Genomic DNA, 17,458 nt, shown 5'->3' with positions numbered 1-17,458 from the left:
TGAGGGCTCTATCTTTATATCAACATGTTGATTAGTGATCAGATGCACCTGTAGCACCCACCCCAGTCATTGAACGAACATACTGTGCATCAAATGCTTTACGCTCTTTTTCAGCACGTGCTGACTTATCCGTTACAGAGAAGAACCAGCAGCAGAAGAATGAGAGTGGCATCGCAAATAATGCTGGACCGTTGAATGGGTTTGGTGCAGTGTCAGAAATACCCAACGTATCAACCCAAACAGCTTTAGAAAGAATGATGAGGCTGACCGCACCAATCAAGCCTACTAAACCACCGATAACTGCGCCACGTGTAGTCAACCCTTTCCAGAACATAGATAACACTAAAATCGGGAAGTTTGCACAACATGCAACCGAGAATGCTAAACCGACCATGAATGCAACGTTTTGTTTTTCGAATAAAATACCAAGTACCATCGCAAAAACAGCTAAACCTAAAGTTGCAATTTTTGACATACGTAGCTCAGATGCAGGCGTAGTTTTCCCTTTTTTAAATACGTTTGCATAAAGATCATGTGAAATCGCTGATGCACCTGACAGAGTTAATCCAGCAACCACCGCTAAAATTGTGGCAAAGGCAACCGCTGAGATAAAGCCCATGAATAAATCGCCACCGACGGCATCACTCAGATGCACCGCAGCCATATTATTCCCACCCATCAACTCTAACTTTCCAGTGACTGCCATTTTTGCAAGATCAAGGAATTGCGGATTGTTGGCAACGAATAAGATTGCACCAAAACCAATGATAAAGGTTAAAAGGTAGAAGTAACCAATGAAACCTGTGGCCACCACAACAGATTTACGTGCTTCTTTCGCATCTTTAACTGTAAAGAAGCGCATTAAAATATGTGGTAAACCAGCCGTACCAAACATTAGTGCAAGACCAAGTGAAACAGCATCAATTGGATTTGCTGTCAATGAACCAGGACTCATGATTCTTAAAGCTTCATTCCAGCTTAAGTTATGCGCTTGACCATAGGCTTCAATCGCTTGATTGAACATATTGGTAAAGCTGAACCCAACACCTTTCATCACCATAAAGGCCATGAAAGTTGCACCGCTTAGTAACATCACTGCTTTAATGATCTGTACCCATGTCGTTGCCAACATCCCACCGAACATGACATACGCCATCATCAGCAAGCCAACAATCACTACCGCAACATTATAGTTCAGACCAAAGAGTAGTTTAATTAACTGACCTGCACCTACCATTTGTGCAATCAGATAAAATGCAACCACCACCAATGAACTCATTGCCGCAAGAGTACGTACAGGCTTCTCTTCCAGACGGAAAGACACCACATCTGATAAATTATATTTACCTAAATTACGTAAACGCTCGGCAATTAAGAACAATACGATGGGCCAACCGACCATAAAACCGAGTGAGTAAAGGAGACCATCGAAACCTGACATGAAGACCATGGCAGAAATACCCAAAAACGATGCGGCAGACATATAGTCACCAGCAATCGCCAAACCATTTTGGAAACCGCTAATACCGCCACCCGCAGTATAGAAATCTTTAGCAGATTGAGTTTGCTTTGCGGCCCACTTGGTAATGAATAGCGTTAAACCAACAAAAATTGCGAACATGATAATCGCATGCCAGTTGGTTGCTTGTTGCTCTGCCGCGCCCAAATCAGGTCCTGCAAATGCAATACTTGAACAACAAAAACTGATCACCGCGAAAAGTTTTGCTGTAAATGACATTCCTTTCATCTTAGTGCATCCCTTTTTCATGCGTAATCGCCTCAACTTCCTTGAGTGCTTCTTCGTTTAATTGATCAAGTTTATTATTGGCAATATAGGAATAGACACCACATAATAAAAATGACAACACGATGATGCTCAAACCAAGGGGGATACCTACAGTGGTTACTCCTCCGCTAAATGAGCTTCCTAAAAATTCTTTGTTGTAGCCGACCAAAAGCATAAAACCGACATAGATAAACAGCATAATTCCTGTGAGCGTCCAGCTTAAGATGCTTTTCCTTCTCACCATTTCCTTAAATTTTGGATTTCGTAGAATCTGATCTACTTGTGAATCATCCATAACCAACTCCTTATTTTTGTGTCCGACCATGGACCCCTTTTTCTCTACGGGATTCTTCACTATCCAAGTTAGCAAGTTTATGATGATGCCGTAACTTAGACTTTGGTCGCTACAAACGCATTGATAAGCATCTCCAAGCCCGTGCTTCGGGTATGATAAAAAATGGAATTTGATCACGTGAGCAATATGAACAGTTGGCTTATTCTTGGCATACTCGCACTTTATATTGCGCTGTTATTTGGCTGTGCTTTTTTTGGAGAAAAACACGCCAGTCGCCTCAGTGCGCGTGGTCGAATGCTGCTATTCAGCCTGACCTTAGGGGTATATTGTTCATCTTGGACATTTTACGGGGCAACAGGTGCAGCTGTCCGTGATGGAATCCTGTTTCTACCCATTTATCTTGGGCCCTTATTATTTATTTGGTTTGGTTATGATATTTGGAAACGTTTAGGACGTATCCGACAGTACCATTCCATTTCATCCATCGCTGATTTCATTGCTGCTCGCTACGGCAAAAGTGGTCGTTTGGCAGCCTTAGTGACGATATTGGCAGTAATCGCGATCGTACCTTATCTCGCCCTTCAGCTCCATGCGATTGCCTTAAGTGCGGCAGTAATTTTAGAACCCAACTCACAAATTCATACCACGACCAACAGTGTCTTGATGCTTACAGCGCTGTTAGCCATTTTGGCAATGATTTTCGGAACACGTCATATTGCAAATACCGAACAACACGGTGGTCTCATGCTTGCCGTCGCGTTTGAATCTTTTGTCAAATTGTTTGCTTTACTCTGTGTTGCTGGATTTTTCTTGTTGCAGTCACCTGAAAACATTAAACAGGTCAGCCATGATGTATCGCAGCATTTTTATAATGTACAGCAACTCGGCGTACCTGAAACCTTCTGGGTTCAAACTTTACTTGCTGCCCTTGCGATGATTTGCCTTCCACGCCAATTTCATGTTGCTGTGGTTGAACTTCGTGATGAAAAGCATATTCATGGCGCACGACTCTGGTTTGCCATCTATTTAATTTTAACAACACTCGCGATCATCCCTATTGCGAGTTGGGCTTTAAATGCCCTTCCTGAATCATTGGGCACCTCAGATATTGCTGTTTTAGCATTACCACTCAGCTATCAACAAGATTGGCTGGCTCTGTTAGCTTTCTTGGGTGGTTTTTCCGCATCCACAGGGATGTTGCTGGTTGCATCAGTCGCACTTTCCATCATGCTGAGTAACGATTTGTTTATGCCTGCACTTTGGCATTTCAAAGTGATTTCTCGACATGATCCTCAGCTCCCCAAAGTGCTTAAGCTAACACGGCGTATCAGTATTCTCAGTGTGATGTTACTTGGCTTTTTATTTTTTAATTTCTTTAATGATATTAATCAACTTTCAGTATTTGGTCTTTTAGCATTTAGTGCCGTAGCACAGTTCGCCCCTTCTCTCATCGGCGGATTATATTGGCGTGGTGCGAGTCGCCAAGGCGTCTATGTCGGATTAATCGTTGGTTTTTTCATGTGGAGTTATACTCTACTTTTTCCGACCCTATTACGCAGTCTGCCTGAAGATTATCAGAACATTGCCCAACATATCTTATTGTTTGGGCCGTTTAACATTCATAGCCTCCGTCCTGAAGCGCTACTCGGTTTTGAGTCGTTTGCGCCATTAACACACGGTGTGCTTTGGTCTTTAGGATTGAATCTCATTTTATATATCTGGATTTCAAGACTTTACCGCCCAAGTATTGCCGAACAAATTCAAGCTGAAAGCTTCTTTTACTATGAAACCAAACCCGTGGCTTCTACACATGCAACTGTAGATCTGAATGACTTACATCAAAACGCAGCTCGACTCAAAGTTGGAGACTTATTAGCACTTGCCAAACGAATTACAGGTGAGCGACCAACCAACCAAGCCTTCCAACAATTCTGCGAACAAAACCACATTGTTTTAAATGAAAATCATGTCGCCAATGGTATGTGGTGGCGGTTCACTGAACAATATCTCGCTGGCATTATTGGGGCCGCCTCAGCACGAACTTTATTGACCACAGCACTCATCAATAATGGTTTGGCCTTGGGACAAGTGGCCAATATTTTGGATCAGGCCTCACAATGGCAACGTTTTAATCAAAACCTGTTGATGACCATGATTGATCACATGACACAAGGTGTAAGCGTGGTCGATAAAAATATGTGTTTGGTCGCTTGGAATAATCAATATTTAAAACTTTTTGATTACCCCAAAGATCTGGTTTATGTCGGTTGCCCGATTGCCGATTTGATTCGTTATAACGCAGAACGTGGTGAATGTGGCCCTGGTCCTGTTGAAGAACATGTACGTAAACGCCTTCACTGGATGAAGGTTGGAAGTGCACATGAGTTTGAGCGAATTCGTAAAGATGGGCGTGTCATTCAAATGCGAGGCAATCCAATTAAAGGCGGTGGTTTTGTCACCACCTTTGCAGATATTACAGCCTTCCGTACCAATGAAGCGGTACTCGAAGAACGTGTGCATGACCGAACCCAGCAGCTTGCAGATGCACTAAAAGAACAGCAATTAGCACTCGAGCAAGCCGATAAAGCCAATCAATCCAAAAGCCGCTTCCTTGCCGCAGCCAGCCATGACTTATTACAACCTATGCATGCTGCACGGTTGTTCAGTACTGCATTAGAACAAAGCGTACATTCAGCCGAAGACCAACAAACACTGCAACAACTTGATCGCGCCTTATATGGAGCTGAGAGTATGTTGTCTGCATTATTAGATATTGCTCGATTGGAAGGCGGAACGATTCAGCCTAAACGTCAAGCCTACGCACTACATGATTTACTCAGCGATCTTGAACTGCAATTTAAATCGATTGCCGCTCAACGAAAGATTCAGCTCCATGTCCACGATACAAAATTTTGGGTCGATACGGATCCACAATGGATGCGACGTATTATCCAAAACTTTGTCAGTAATGCACTGCGTTATACTGCCCAAGGTCGTGTCGTGGTCGGTGTTCTACGTTCAGCCCAGCGTCCACATCATATCCGGATTGGTGTATGGGACACAGGTCCGGGCATTAATGAACAACAACGAATCAAACTTTTCCAAGAATTTGAACGCTGTGGACATACCTCACCTTGGGGAGAGCAAGGACTAGGGCTTGGCTTAGCAATTGTCCAACGCATGACTCATTTATTGGATTTTCCAGTCTATGTTTACTCTGAGTTAGGCAAAGGTTCCTGCTTCATGATCGAAGTGCCTTTGGCCGAAGCCAAGAAACCTCATCTCGCACCGACACAAAACACGGCGTTACAGCATACTGCTTACAAGGTACTGTGCTTAGACAATGATGAAAACATACTAGAAGGTATGCGCACACTGCTCGGTAAATGGGGCTATCAAATTTTCACTGCCACCGAACCAGTTGAGGCGCTTAAATTGATTGAACAAGAAGATATCCAAGTCTGGTTGATCGATCAGCATTTAAACCATGACCAACTCGGCTTAGATTTTATTGAGCAACATCGACCTACCCATGTACCAGTTGCGTTGATCACCGCAGATTCAGATCCTGAATTACCGCAACGACTCAAAGAGCAAAATATTGTGCTACTTCGAAAACCCTTAAAACCGGCTGCTTTACGGGCATGGTTATCAGGATTAAAAATTATGCCGATGTAATCAAATGTGTGAACTGATTTGACATGACTCATGTTTCGAAAGGAGGATTTCTCCACAAACTAGCAAAATATTTTGCAACATAGGCGGAAAGCATCAAAACAATTGGATTTAGCTGATGATTAAGTGACCAAAACGCTCAAAGCTTTTTTGACTATGGCAAAAATGTTCACTTACATTACAGAACATTTGTATATTTATTTACAATTTATCATCCTATTGTTTTTATTAGACTTTAAATGCAAAAATCAACACATAAGACTTTAGTCGTATTCTGCTTGCTTTCTGAATAGCGCATAAATTTATGCGAATCACGAGGAACCTAGGTTCATGTTTCATGGGTTTCTCATCATTATTATCAGAAAGGACATTGAACATGAACCAGCAGCCCACAACAGAACTTCGTTCACAGCAATTTTATCGCCAATACAGTGCCAATGCGTTATTACCAGAATTGGATTGGAAAGCGATTTTTGTACAAAATAAATTAGATGACGCGCATATACGTGCACTTGATACGCTTTATCAAACAGCAATTCCTTTGGCTTTAAAGGTCTTTGATGAATTGAATTTTGATGTATTTGCACCTGCTGCATATCAGCCTCAGGGACTTGGACTGTTTGAAAAGCTGGCTCAACAGGAAGAATTGTTTTTAAATACATTAGAAACTGAATCAGCACATCTCGATGAAGAAACACGATATCAAATGTGGAGTATGTTATTACGTGGCGGTGCGGTGCTCGTCTTTAAAGCATGGCTGGGTCATGTCAAAGCAGGGGCTAACCAACTCGATCGTACTCAATTTGATGAGCTTTCAGATTTATTGTTCATCAAAACACGCCCTGAACAATTGGCACAACATTTAAAAATTCGTAGCACAGCTGAATTTGGGCATATTTTCTTGATGTATGAAAATGATGTATTCCTAGATCATTTTAATAGTCTTGAAACCGCAGCCTTATTTGTTGATTTAGGGGTGTATGATGCTGCATTCTTAAGTCTACGTGATGATCGTGTCGCCGAATATCTCAAAGCCAATGGGTATGTCACTCAAGAACAGATTGATGACTTACAATGTGCTCTCAATCCGTTGTACTGCGATAGCCTAATGCCAAAACAAGATTGCTTGGCTTAGATTTTAAAAACAAGGTGGAAATATCCACCTTGTTTTTTTGTTGCTTAGAACTTCATGCTCATGCGCATCCAATAGTTTCGTCCAATATTATTGAACTGTTCACTGGCACCATAACCAAACATCGAAGCGCCTGCTTTATTAAGATGCTCGGTATAAGTTTTATCTAGAAGGTTATCAATACCAACCGAAACATCCATTGCCTTGGTTAATTGATAACTACCGTTCACTGCTAATGTATTAAACGCCTTGCTTTCATTCATATCATAACCCACCACATTCCCTTCATTTAGGCTGATACGATTCTGCTTAGCGACCACACGCCACAATAACCCCAAGCTATACTTATCCTCAACATAACGAATATTAATACGTCCTTCTAAAGGTGCAATTTGTGGCAAGGCACGATCATCAGAGGTATTTTTTCCCCAAGCATACATGGTGGATACATCCGCTTGGATCTGATCATTAAATTGGTAACCTACACCCGCTTCTACCCCAGCAATCGTTGCATTCACATTACGAATTTTTGGAGTAAGCATCTTCTTATCAGGATCATCATAGCTAATTAACATAAAGTCTTTAATCACACCAACATAAGCAGATGCCCAACTATTGTATTTCCCATGATCAAGTTGATAACCCAAATCAAGTTGGAGAGTTTTTTCATTGTCTAGATATTCCAAGTCATCCATCGTTCTGGTTACACTCGGCATTGGCATATTGCCATGACCGCCATGACCGCCATGACCGCCATGACCGCCATGACCATTCATGTCATCCATACCCATGTTTGTCGATGGTAATACTGTTCGATAAATTTCCCAAAAATCAGGCGTACGTTCTACATACCCTAAACCAATGTAGCTTTTCAAATCATGTTGAGGCATGAGATTTTCTAGACGAATAAAACCACTAGGTACAGTATTTTTACGCGATTTATTGCTCGCTAGATTTTCAATTTCCACATGGTCAATACGAGCACCTGTGATCACTTTATTGTTATCATTTACAGGAATGGTCGCTTCGGTAAATGCACCATAACTTTGAAAGCTGAGAGTCTCATCCATTGCTGGTGGTAACTGACCACGCATGTACATATTGCCCGCTTGCTTATTGTGCTGGGAATCAAGTCCTGAAACGAGACTGATTTTATCCCAATCTGTCGTGATCGCTGCTCTCGCATTAAGCGTACGGCGAGTGACGTCCATTGCCATAGGCATACCACCTGCTGGCACATCTCGCAAGCTAAAATTATCCATGATGTGATCGTTATAACTATAATCCAATTGGGCTTCGATCTTTTTAATCACCTCATTTAGATTCTTTTGTTCAGCATGTAAACCAAGGCTTTCTCGTTTAAATTGCGAACCATCCATACTACGCCCTGCATAAGCAGCTTCACCATCACCTTTACCAGCGCGCAATTCCAACCACGAATCCTCAGTTGGTTTCCAACCCAAGGCAAGATCAGCATTCCAACGCTCCCAGTTAGAATGAACGGTTTGATCATCACCATCTTTATAGTTGTCGGCTACAGAGCGATTGGCATTCAAACGTGCATATTTCGTCTCATCCCCAATTGCGGCTTCGACATTGTGATCTAAACGTCCATATGACCCTGTCACCACACTCGCCTGCCCACGATAAGGCTGATCTTTGCTGAGACTCTCTGGTTGACGCTCAAAAATCACCGTGGCAGCCGAACCTGGTGTTGCATACCGTACCGTTTGTGGTCCTTTAATCACGGTAATTTTGTCAAAGCTTTCAGGCTGAATATAAGAGGTTGGGGCATCCATACGACTCGGACATGCCCCTAGATTTTCACTACCATCAACGAGCATTTTAATCCGTGAACCAAACATTCCACGGAACGTTACATCACCATTGGTTCCGCCATTTTTAATCGCATTAAAACCCATAATGCTTTGTAAATAATCTGCCCCATCTGTTGCTGGTACGGGTTGGATGGGCTTCTTCGGATCGGCCTGTACCACCAAACCATTGTTTTGATTGGGTTGTTGTGCGGTGACGACAATCGGTGTAAGTATCACTTGAGCCGTTTGAGATTGTGGTTGAACTTCAGTATTTGCCCATACCATCGCAGTATTTGAGGCAGCAAGAATCGCAACCGTTAACGGTTGTAATAAAAATTTAGGTTGAGCCATGATTGGTCTCTCTTAAAAACATAAGTAAAACTGGGCTAGAGTTATGCAAACCCTAATAAAATAAAGTTTTAATTTATGCTGAAAGAGGTGGAGCCCGCCCTTGGGGCAATAAGAACAATCGTTGTAGTGCAAAATAAACATGCTTAAAAGCTTGCTGATATGCAACTAAACGGATTTGAATCCGAACTAAAACCTCTTTGACGCCAAGCTCAGGTGGCAAGATCAAATTGGCATAAACGGTACAATATTGGCATTGATGATTGGGATCGTGGTGATCGTGCTGTGACACCGATGCCTGAGTCTGATCAAACTGATGACCATGATGCGAAGAGTGTTGCGCATGTTGATTATGCGCTGTTATGACTTTCGGTAGTAGCAACGCCTGTGTAATCGTTTCACAGACCGGTGCAATCTGATATTGCTTCGGCAGTAATGGCTGCAAGAATACCGCAATCTGTAAACAGACCGCGGTAAACGCAAGCAATAACCCACAACGAAACAAAGAAAGCATCTTCAAATGATTTTTACAGTTTAGCGTTTAACTGCAACTTTCTCTTTTTCACGTTGACGAACCACTTTTTCCACCTTTTCACGCGCACGTTGGCGTTTTAGTGGTGATAAATAATCAACAAAAAGTTTGCCATTTAAGTGATCCATTTCATGTTGGATACAAACAGCGAGAAGTTCGTCAGCTTCTAACTCAAATGCTTGACCTTCAAGGTTAATTGCTTCGATTTTTACGCGTGACGGACGCTCAACTTTATCGTATATTTGAGGCACAGAGAGACAGCCTTCTTCATAAGGCTGCGTTTCTTCAGTCAGCGGAGTGACTTTGGGGTTAATGAACACCATCGGTTGGTTTTTCTCTTCAGAGAGATCCATAACAATAAGCTGAATATGATGATCAACCTGAGTTGCCGCTAAACCTATACCCGGTGCCTCGTACATGGTTTCAAGCATATCTGCTGCAAGCTGACGAATCTCATCAGTGACTTCTTCGACTGGCTTGGCAATGGTACGAAGGCGGGGATCAGGGAAACTTAGAATAGGTAATAAGGCCATACTGACATCCTCAACTTATGCCGTTGATCAGAAAACCGACTGAAGGGAATGCTTGATCAAAAAAAATTGTGTGTAAAGTCGTTATTATAACGCAACTACATACATAATTTTTAGGAATTATGATAATGAAAAAGGTTTTAAACGGCATACAATCATTTCATGCCTTGGGGTTAAAAAAACAACTGATTGCCGCTGCAATATGTGCAGGACTAGGCATGAGTGTCAATCTTGCACATGCTGCAAGTCCGAACGTTAGTCCACCCTCAGTAAAAGTGGGTGCACCACACGTTTATGTGGTCAAAAAAGGCGATACGCTTTGGGACATTTCAGGTAAGTTTTTAAGCAAGCCTTGGCGTTGGCCTGAGATTTGGGCAAGCAATAAACACGTTAAAAACCCACATTGGATCTATCCAGGCGATCGCTTATTGCTTTGTAGTTTGAATGGCAAACCATTGGTGGGTAAAGATGAGGGAGATGGCTGTGCGGGTATTATTCGCCGTTATACAGGCAACACCTCAACATTACGCCCACAGGTGCGTGTCGAAGCACTCAACAATAGCATTCCAGTTATTCCACTGGCGCACATTCAACAATGGCTAGAGCGTACTTCGGTTCTTCCAGCTGATGCAATTGCGCATACACCTTATATCTTAGGTACAGCCGATCAACGTGTACTCGCTGGTAAAGGTCAACGTGTTTATGTCCGCGGTAACGGCATTGAAAATGGTCAACGCTATGGCGTATTCCGTGAAGGTGAACCGTACACCATCCTTGATGAACATGGTAAAAAGCACATTCTTGGCGTTGAATTGACCCAAGTTGCTTCAGGTGTTGCTATTAGCACTGAAAAGGATATTACCACGGTTGAGTTAACCGATAGTTATAACGGTGAAGTTCGTCGTGGTGATCGTGTCATGCCTGAACAAGATGCCATGTTACCAACATTGTTCTACCCAACCGATGCAAATCAAGTCACTGATGGTGGTAAAATCATTCGTGTCATGGGTTCAATTGGTACAGCCGCTAAAAATGGTGTTGTCACCGTCGATCGTGGTACAGCTGATGGGATCGAAATCGGACAAGTATTTAATGCTTATCAAGACGGTGAAACAGTTAAAGATCCGAAAACGAAAGAAAATGTCAAATTACCAGGACAGTATGTAGGTAGTGTGATGATCTTTAAGAGCTTTGACCGTATCAGCTATGCGTATGTGCTTGAAAGTGAGTTACCAATAAAAATGGGCTCAAGTATCAAACCACCTCGTTTAGATAACTAAGTAGATGCCGTATGTTGAACCAATTATTACCACACCATTACTCTACCGTGCTGGTGTGGTATTTGGTTCAACATTCACTTTCTAGCTTTCAAAAAATTGTCGACTATTTTGGCAATTGCGAACAGGCCACCCAAACTGAGCGCTTCCCTGAATGGCAACAACTGGGTTTACATGCCAATCATTTAAAACGTTTAGCTGAATTTCAAACACCTGACGGGCAACAACAATTTGCTCAGTTAGTAAAATTAATCTGTCAACATAGTGATTTTATTTTAACACCCCAAGATATTGGCTATCCGACACAACTGCTCCCTTACTCAGACCATCCACCGATACTTTTTGGACAAGGGAATCCACACGCTTTATTACAGCCACAAATCGCGATGGTAGGAAGCCGCAAACCGAGTCCTCATGGGCGCCAAGTCGCTTATGATTTTGCGTATTATTTAAGTGAAAAAGGTTTTTATATTAGTAGTGGTCTAGCCCATGGTATTGATCATGCTGCACATCAAGGTGGATTGGCTCATCAACGTACCATTGCTGTTGTTGGAACAGGATTAGACCGTGTCTATCCAACTCAACATGTACAACTAGCCCAGCAAATTGCACAGTCGGGTGCTATCATCTCCGAGTTCCTTCCCTCCACTATGCCTTTACAACAACATTTCCCTCGTCGTAATCGAATTGTCAGTGGCTTAAGTCTTGGTGTTGTTGTGGTTGAAGCTGCAATAAAAAGTGGTTCTCTTATTACTGCCAATCAGGCGGCTAGCCAAGGAAAAATGGTGTTTGCGATTCCTGGGCATATCTATAGTGAACATCATCAAGGCTGTCACCAACTCATTCGAGAAGGTGCAATCTTAGTCGATCATCCTGAGCAAGTAATCGAGGACTTAGCCTTACCTACTCAATGGCAATCTGAACAGCAATCTTCAGAAAAATCCTCAAATGCGGCCCCAAACCTTCCCTCACACTTGGTTGGTCTATATCAATGTTTAGACTGGGTTGGACAAGACATAGACCAACTCACACAACAACAGCAAAGCAATATTGCTGAGCTTACTTCACACCTCATGGAACTTGAGCTATTAGGTTTATGTACACAACAAGGCGGACGCTATTTACGTTGTCGTCCAATGCTTTAAACTAAGCGATGTCTCCTCCTTTTTTCGTATACATAACATGATTACTTCCTCTGTTGCTGATGCTGCTCAACTTTTAAAACAAGGACAAGTACTCGCCTATCCCACAGAAGCCGTTTGGGGGCTAGGTTGTGATCCATTCAATGAACAGGCTTTTCAAAATGTCCTTGAATGCAAGCATCGTCCAATTGAGAAAGGTGTCATTTTATTAGCAGGCTGTATCGAGCAAGTAGAGCATTTATTACAAGACCTTGAACCCGCGATTCGGCATCAGGTGATTAATAGTTGGTCAGATCGTGTTGAAACAGAACGCGCAACGACATGGCTATTACCCGCAGACCAACATATTCCGACATGGATCAAAGGACAACACCCTTTAGTCGCGGTGCGCGTCACTACACATCCATTATGTGTCCAACTTTGTCACCATTTTGGTGGATTTGTTGTGTCTACCAGCGCTAATCCTGCTGGGTTAGCACCAGCTCGCAGCTTAGAAGAAGCACATAACTACTTTGGTCATTCCCTACATTACTTAGCAGGCAATTTAGGCTTGAGTCAAGAACCGAGTCGGATTCTCAATGCGTTAACAGGTGAAGTTGTTCGCGCCTAAAATAGGCAAAAAAAAGCTCAGTTATATAGGGATAACTGAGCATAAAAAGGATGTGTATAATCACATCCAGAGGGTTCGAAAATTCGGTCAGCAAATAAAAAATGTATCAATTTGCTTCGGTGTTTATTATGGCGGAATCATCTCATTTATACAAATATATTATTCTCCTAACAAAAAATGTGAAAAGCATACCATTTTTGTCACCTTTGGATTTTCAATAAAATTATATTTTTATTTTTATTGAGCTTTTTTTGATGATAATTTTAGCTGTTCTTCAAAATATACTTGTAATATCAAATAGAAAGAATCGTCTTCATACCAAATAAAATGCGCGTTTGTCTATTTTTTATACAAACACGCATTTTATTTACATCTTATGTTGTCGATTCTAACGCACGAGATGGCAGTTTTAGGCTTTTTTTCTGCGCCAGAATAATCCCAACCAAGATCATCAAACCACCAATACTATGATAAATTGTCCAGCTTTCCGCTAACCAAAAACTCGCGATAATTGCTGTAAACACTGGCATCAGATTCATAAAAATACTGGTTCGATTCGGTCCAATGACCTGAACAGCCAACATCCATAGCAAAGGCGCGATTAAGGATGGAAAGACGCCTGCATAAATTATACTTGCTGCATTTTCAGCATTGATCCAGTCCAGCCCAAACCAAAGTAAAAATGGCAGGTGGTATACCAATGCAAATCCGATTTGAACATATAAACTGGTCATGAGCGGCAGCTTTAACTGCCACTTTTTAAGGAATACACCATAAAAAGCATAAAATCCAACTGCAAGTACCATCACAGCATCGCCCCAATGCCCGCCCTGCATAAATAAGCTGGAAATATGACCTTGCCCCATAACATAAAGCAATCCAGCAAATGACAGTACACTTCCTAAAATCGCAAATCGATTTGGGCGGTCTTTTAAAATCAGATATGAGATAAAAATGGTAAAGATAGGAACGAAAGCATTGACGATTCCCATATTGGTGGCAGTGGTGTAATGCGCTGCCGCGTAGGACAAACCTTGATATAGCACCATACCAAAAGCACTTAATACCGCCAATTTTGGAATAAGAGGGCGAATCAAAGCGCGTTGCTGCCAAATCTTAGGTAACATAAACGGCGTTAATATCAGAAATGCCACCAACCAGCGATAGAAACTGATACTCACTGGTGAAATATAATCAGCAACATAGCGGGTTACTGCAATATTCAGCGACCAAATCAACACCGCAATCAATGGCAATACAAATGCCCATTTCTGATATTTAGATAACCGACCCATCAGTTTGTCTCACCTTATTACAACCATGCAAATATTGTGAGAGATGTCCAAAATAATTGAAATATCGTATATCAGACATTTATATCGCGCTTTAGACATCGATCATTCGAATAATTCCCATGTCCGCATCGCATGCTCAACCACTTTATGTAATTGGGTGACCGTTGCACCATCCCGTGCTTGCATGGTTAAGCCTTGTAACACCGTGGCATAGAAATCAGCCATTTCCGTTACGGGTGCAGTTGCTGCCAAGTCACCCTCGGCAACCCCCTGTTGCAGACGTTCTAGTAGTCTTTGCTTGGTTTTTAAACGTTTTTCTAAAATATTATGCTGAATTTGTTGTGCATTATCCGAACAGTTAATGGTCGCCACCACCAACATACAACCTGTTGGTTTATCTGGCTGTGCTAAACGTTGTACATTTTCATAAAGATAAAGTTCGAATGCCACTTTAGCAGTCTTTGCTTCTAAGAAGATCGCTTCAATAGGACAAGCCTCATGCGCCAAATAATAATCAATACATTTATAGAAAAGCCCCGCTTTATCACCAAAACTACTATATAAACTTGGTGCCGTCAGCTCCAATGCTTGTGTTAAGTCACTGACAGATGTCGCTTCATAACCATGTTCCCAAAACAACAACATTGCTTTTTCTAAAACCTGTTGTTCATCAAAGCACTTTGGACGTCCACGCTTTTTTTTGAGCGTGTCGTCACTCGGTGTTATTAGAGAATCATCTGCATGGGTCATGGCAATCACAAATATTTTTATAACGATCACTATTAAATTAATTGACGCCATCGCTTTTATCAACTATTTTATTTTTTAACGATCGTTATAAAAATTCAATCTTTTTCAATTTTATTGTTATCTATCTAACAATAAAGGAAATTATTATGGAACAATCATCTCCCACTGATATACGACCCATTGAGTCAAACCGTTCTCAAGGCAATTGGTTTGCACTGCTCTCTGTTACTTTAAGTGCTTTCGCGCTGGTCACTGGCGAATTCCTTGCTGTGGGCGTGCTTAATGAGATCGCACGAGATTTTCAAGTGTCCGTTGGAACAGCTGGTTTAACTGTTTCGCTAACGGCCATCGTCGGAATGTTTGCCGCAGTATTGATCCCGATATCGGCCAAAACACTGGATCGCCGGACACTATTACTACTGTTAACCTTGCTCATGATTTTGGCCAATTTCATTACAGCTTTTGCGTCCAACTTTGTATTATTACTGTTTGGACGTATTATTTTAGGGATTGCGATTGGTGGCTTTTGGGCAACAGCAGTTGCTCTCAGTGGTCGCTTAGCCCCGCCGCATTTACCGATTGCCAAAGCAACGGCTTGGGTCGCTTTCGGGGTAACTTTAGCAAGTGTACTCGGTGTACCTATGGGCACGTGGTTGGCACAGTATAATGGCTGGCGTACCTCTTTCACCGTCATATCACTCATGGGAGTCTTGCTTTTTATCTTCCAATACCTCTATTTACCTCAATTAAAACCATCGTCTTCGCTGCGTTGGAAAGAACTTCCAATTCTTGTGCAACATCCCGCTGCTCGTAAAGGGCTGATTATTTTTATCTTTATGGGATTCGCACACTTCGCAGTTTATAGTTATTTTTCCGCCTTTTTTAAACATCAAATTGATTTCTCTGATGGGCTGATTAGCCGTTTACTTTTGGTATATGGAATTGCGGGGATTTTTGGCAATATCTTTGCGGGTTATCTCGGGCAAATCAATATTCGCTATACTTTTGCAGTCAGTGGCTTTGCATTCTTTTTGGCATTTCTAAGCCTGCCAATGTTTGGTGCACATATTATGACCGCCATGGTGTTGACGGCTTTATGGGGCTTCGCTTATGGCATCGTACCAACGGCAGTGAATATCTGGATGTTTACCCACGCACCTGAATCGGTAGAAAAAGGCATGCCAATGGTGACATTGACCTTCCTCATTTTAATTGCCTTAGGCAGTATGTTTGGTGGAATTATTGTCGATCATTTTGATGGAACCATTTTATTCTTTGCCATGCTTCCGCTGGTACTTTGTTCTCTAGTCTTGATTTTCACGCTAGCACGCGGTTTAAATAATCCTCAACTCAGCTGTGAAAATGAATAGAGATATTCCCCATGAAGCATGATCTGGCTAAACAATTTCCTTTTTTACATGGTATTGAAGTGCATGAATTTCTTTATCAAAAAGATGACGTTGTTAGCCCTCACTCTTCACTTTGGGGAGACTTCAACTTCAGTCTCAATGGAACTTTAGAGTTTGATATTGAAGGGAAATATTACCTTTCGCCACCCAGCTATGGACTGTGGTTACCACCGCGTACTGAACATCAATCGCTGCCCGTAGAGCATGAGATTCATTATATTTGTATTCGTCTACACCCTAAATTTGGGCAATTTTTAGGAAATAGTTGTCGTTGTTTCAGTATCCAACCTTTTTTCCGCGCATTGGTCATTCAAATCTTAGAACAACAAAAGCAAAACCATTCACCAGAGTATTTGGAACATCTACTCCAAGTATTGTTCGATCAACTCAAACAAGCACCAACGTATTCACATTATCTCCCTCAAAGCAACCATCCTATTTTATCGCCAATTTTAGAAAAGCTTGCTGATCCTGAGTTATTTCATTTGAGCTTACAGCAAGTTCTTCATCATTTTAACGTGAGCGAACGACATGTATTGCGACTGAGTCAACAAGAGTTACAACTCACACTCTCAGAATGGCGCAATCGAGCAAAAATTATTTTTGCGATTAATCAAATTCGCGAAGGAATGACCATTAAACAATTGGCATTTGCACTTGGCTATCATCACAGTTCAAGTTTCATCGAGTTTTTTAAACGCTACACGGGACAAACCCCCATACAACTTAAAAATGCAACGCTTTAAAGTTATACATTTTTCAGCATATTTTGTATGTATTCATATCAATAGCATTGCACTCTAAAAGATTAGCAGTTAAAACAAACAAGTGATTTCACAACAACAAATTAGGACATCCTC

The 17,458-nt window shown here is 41.8% G+C and carries 14 protein-coding genes; 7 read left to right on the top strand and 7 right to left on the bottom strand.

What is annotated here, in order from left to right:
• Positions 1-31: 31 nt before the first annotated feature.
• Together AAC851_RS10105 and AAC851_RS10100 are read right to left on the bottom strand one after the other, a co-directional pair.
• Complete coding sequence (locus AAC851_RS10105) at positions 32-1,747, bottom strand: cation acetate symporter (RefSeq protein ID WP_075316372.1); 1,716 nt, start codon at positions 1,745-1,747, stop codon at positions 32-34.
• Between the two features lies 1 nt (position 1,748).
• A complete protein-coding gene (locus AAC851_RS10100; RefSeq protein WP_004637510.1) occupies positions 1,749-2,081 on the bottom strand; it encodes a DUF485 domain-containing protein in 333 nt (110 codons plus the stop codon).
• 186 nt (positions 2,082-2,267) lie between these two features.
• Between AAC851_RS10100 and AAC851_RS10095 the strand changes: the two genes are divergently transcribed.
• Positions 2,268-5,759 (top strand): hybrid sensor histidine kinase/response regulator, encoded by a 3,492-nt coding sequence (locus AAC851_RS10095; protein ID WP_161984611.1) that lies wholly within the window; start codon positions 2,268-2,270, stop codon positions 5,757-5,759.
• Positions 5,760-6,132: 373 nt separating this feature from the next.
• The gene (locus AAC851_RS10090) at positions 6,133-6,891 is read left to right on the top strand and encodes a hypothetical protein (RefSeq protein ID WP_017394896.1); all 759 of its coding nucleotides are present in this window, start codon (positions 6,133-6,135) and stop codon (positions 6,889-6,891) included.
• A gap of 44 nt (positions 6,892-6,935) precedes the next feature.
• Here the strand turns inward: AAC851_RS10090 and AAC851_RS10085 are convergent, their stop codons facing one another.
• The 3 genes from AAC851_RS10085 to def all read right to left on the bottom strand — a co-directional run bounded on the left by AAC851_RS10085 (position 6,936) and on the right by def (position 10,118).
• Positions 6,936-9,056 (bottom strand): TonB-dependent receptor domain-containing protein, encoded by a 2,121-nt coding sequence (locus AAC851_RS10085; RefSeq protein ID WP_340600837.1) that lies wholly within the window; start codon positions 9,054-9,056, stop codon positions 6,936-6,938.
• 73 nt (positions 9,057-9,129) lie between these two features.
• Positions 9,130-9,567, bottom strand: a complete 438-nt coding sequence (locus AAC851_RS10080) for a DUF2946 family protein (protein ID WP_004637503.1) — start codon at positions 9,565-9,567, stop codon at positions 9,130-9,132.
• Between the two features lie 20 nt (positions 9,568-9,587).
• Positions 9,588-10,118, bottom strand: coding sequence for a peptide deformylase (gene def, locus AAC851_RS10075; RefSeq protein WP_004637502.1), 531 nt, complete (start codon positions 10,116-10,118; stop codon positions 9,588-9,590).
• Positions 10,119-10,243: 125 nt separating this feature from the next.
• On the opposite strand from def, the gene AAC851_RS10070 reads away from it, so the two are divergent.
• Genes AAC851_RS10070 through AAC851_RS10060 form a run of 3 tightly spaced genes read left to right on the top strand, consistent with a single transcriptional unit; the run spans position 10,244 to position 13,144 of the window.
• Positions 10,244-11,395, top strand: a complete 1,152-nt coding sequence (locus AAC851_RS10070; protein WP_005085668.1) for a LysM peptidoglycan-binding domain-containing protein — start codon at positions 10,244-10,246, stop codon at positions 11,393-11,395.
• Positions 11,396-11,406: 11 nt separating this feature from the next.
• A complete protein-coding gene (gene dprA, locus AAC851_RS10065) occupies positions 11,407-12,537 on the top strand; it encodes a DNA-processing protein DprA (RefSeq protein ID WP_075316375.1) in 1,131 nt (376 codons plus the stop codon).
• A gap of 37 nt (positions 12,538-12,574) precedes the next feature.
• On the top strand, positions 12,575-13,144 hold the full coding sequence (locus tag AAC851_RS10060) for a Sua5/YciO/YrdC/YwlC family protein (RefSeq protein ID WP_005085670.1): 570 nt from the start codon (positions 12,575-12,577) through the stop codon (positions 13,142-13,144).
• A gap of 374 nt (positions 13,145-13,518) precedes the next feature.
• On the opposite strand, the gene AAC851_RS10055 is transcribed toward AAC851_RS10060, so the two are convergent.
• Positions 13,519-14,439 carry a DMT family transporter gene (locus AAC851_RS10055; protein WP_075316376.1) on the bottom strand — a complete coding sequence of 307 codons (921 nt, stop codon included), beginning with the start codon at positions 14,437-14,439 and terminating at the stop codon, positions 13,519-13,521.
• A gap of 102 nt (positions 14,440-14,541) precedes the next feature.
• Positions 14,542-15,189 (bottom strand): TetR/AcrR family transcriptional regulator, encoded by a 648-nt coding sequence (locus AAC851_RS10050; RefSeq protein ID WP_075316377.1) that lies wholly within the window; start codon positions 15,187-15,189, stop codon positions 14,542-14,544.
• 146 nt (positions 15,190-15,335) lie between these two features.
• On the opposite strand from AAC851_RS10050, the gene AAC851_RS10045 reads away from it, so the two are divergent.
• The gene (locus AAC851_RS10045; RefSeq protein ID WP_340600836.1) at positions 15,336-16,559 is read left to right on the top strand and encodes an MFS transporter; all 1,224 of its coding nucleotides are present in this window, start codon (positions 15,336-15,338) and stop codon (positions 16,557-16,559) included.
• 11 nt (positions 16,560-16,570) lie between these two features.
• Positions 16,571-17,344 (top strand): helix-turn-helix transcriptional regulator, encoded by a 774-nt coding sequence (locus tag AAC851_RS10040; RefSeq protein WP_113997862.1) that lies wholly within the window; start codon positions 16,571-16,573, stop codon positions 17,342-17,344.
• Positions 17,345-17,458 lie beyond the last annotated feature (114 nt).

Source organism: Acinetobacter sp. HZNU-JH01 (assembly GCF_037996845.1).
In the GTDB taxonomy this organism is placed as follows: domain Bacteria; phylum Pseudomonadota; class Gammaproteobacteria; order Pseudomonadales; family Moraxellaceae; genus Acinetobacter; species Acinetobacter haemolyticus.
The sequence above is the reverse complement of the archived record's forward strand: the minus strand, read 5'-3'. Positions and strand labels throughout refer to the sequence as shown.

Excerpts from the sequence above, each read along its gene's own strand:
- dprA (WP_075316375.1), top strand. The coding sequence starts at position 11,407 with ATGTTGAACCAATTATTACCACACCATTACTCTACCGTGCTGGTGTGG.
- AAC851_RS10080 (WP_004637503.1), bottom strand. The coding sequence starts at position 9,567 with ATGCTTTCTTTGTTTCGTTGTGGGTTATTGCTTGCGTTTACCGCGGTC.
- AAC851_RS10055 (WP_075316376.1), bottom strand. The coding sequence starts at position 14,439 with ATGGGTCGGTTATCTAAATATCAGAAATGGGCATTTGTATTGCCATTG.
- AAC851_RS10050 (WP_075316377.1), bottom strand. The coding sequence starts at position 15,189 with ATGACCCATGCAGATGATTCTCTAATAACACCGAGTGACGACACGCTC.
- AAC851_RS10045 (WP_340600836.1), top strand. The coding sequence starts at position 15,336 with ATGGAACAATCATCTCCCACTGATATACGACCCATTGAGTCAAACCGT.
- AAC851_RS10060 (WP_005085670.1), top strand. The coding sequence starts at position 12,575 with ATGATTACTTCCTCTGTTGCTGATGCTGCTCAACTTTTAAAACAAGGA.
- AAC851_RS10070 (WP_005085668.1), top strand. The coding sequence starts at position 10,244 with ATGAAAAAGGTTTTAAACGGCATACAATCATTTCATGCCTTGGGGTTA.
- AAC851_RS10090 (WP_017394896.1), top strand. The coding sequence starts at position 6,133 with ATGAACCAGCAGCCCACAACAGAACTTCGTTCACAGCAATTTTATCGC.
- AAC851_RS10095 (WP_161984611.1), top strand. The coding sequence starts at position 2,268 with ATGAACAGTTGGCTTATTCTTGGCATACTCGCACTTTATATTGCGCTG.
- AAC851_RS10040 (WP_113997862.1), top strand. The coding sequence starts at position 16,571 with ATGAAGCATGATCTGGCTAAACAATTTCCTTTTTTACATGGTATTGAA.
- def (WP_004637502.1), bottom strand. The coding sequence starts at position 10,118 with ATGGCCTTATTACCTATTCTAAGTTTCCCTGATCCCCGCCTTCGTACC.
- AAC851_RS10105 (WP_075316372.1), bottom strand. The coding sequence starts at position 1,747 with ATGAAAGGAATGTCATTTACAGCAAAACTTTTCGCGGTGATCAGTTTT.
- AAC851_RS10100 (WP_004637510.1), bottom strand. The coding sequence starts at position 2,081 with ATGGATGATTCACAAGTAGATCAGATTCTACGAAATCCAAAATTTAAG.
- AAC851_RS10085 (WP_340600837.1), bottom strand. The coding sequence starts at position 9,056 with ATGGCTCAACCTAAATTTTTATTACAACCGTTAACGGTTGCGATTCTT.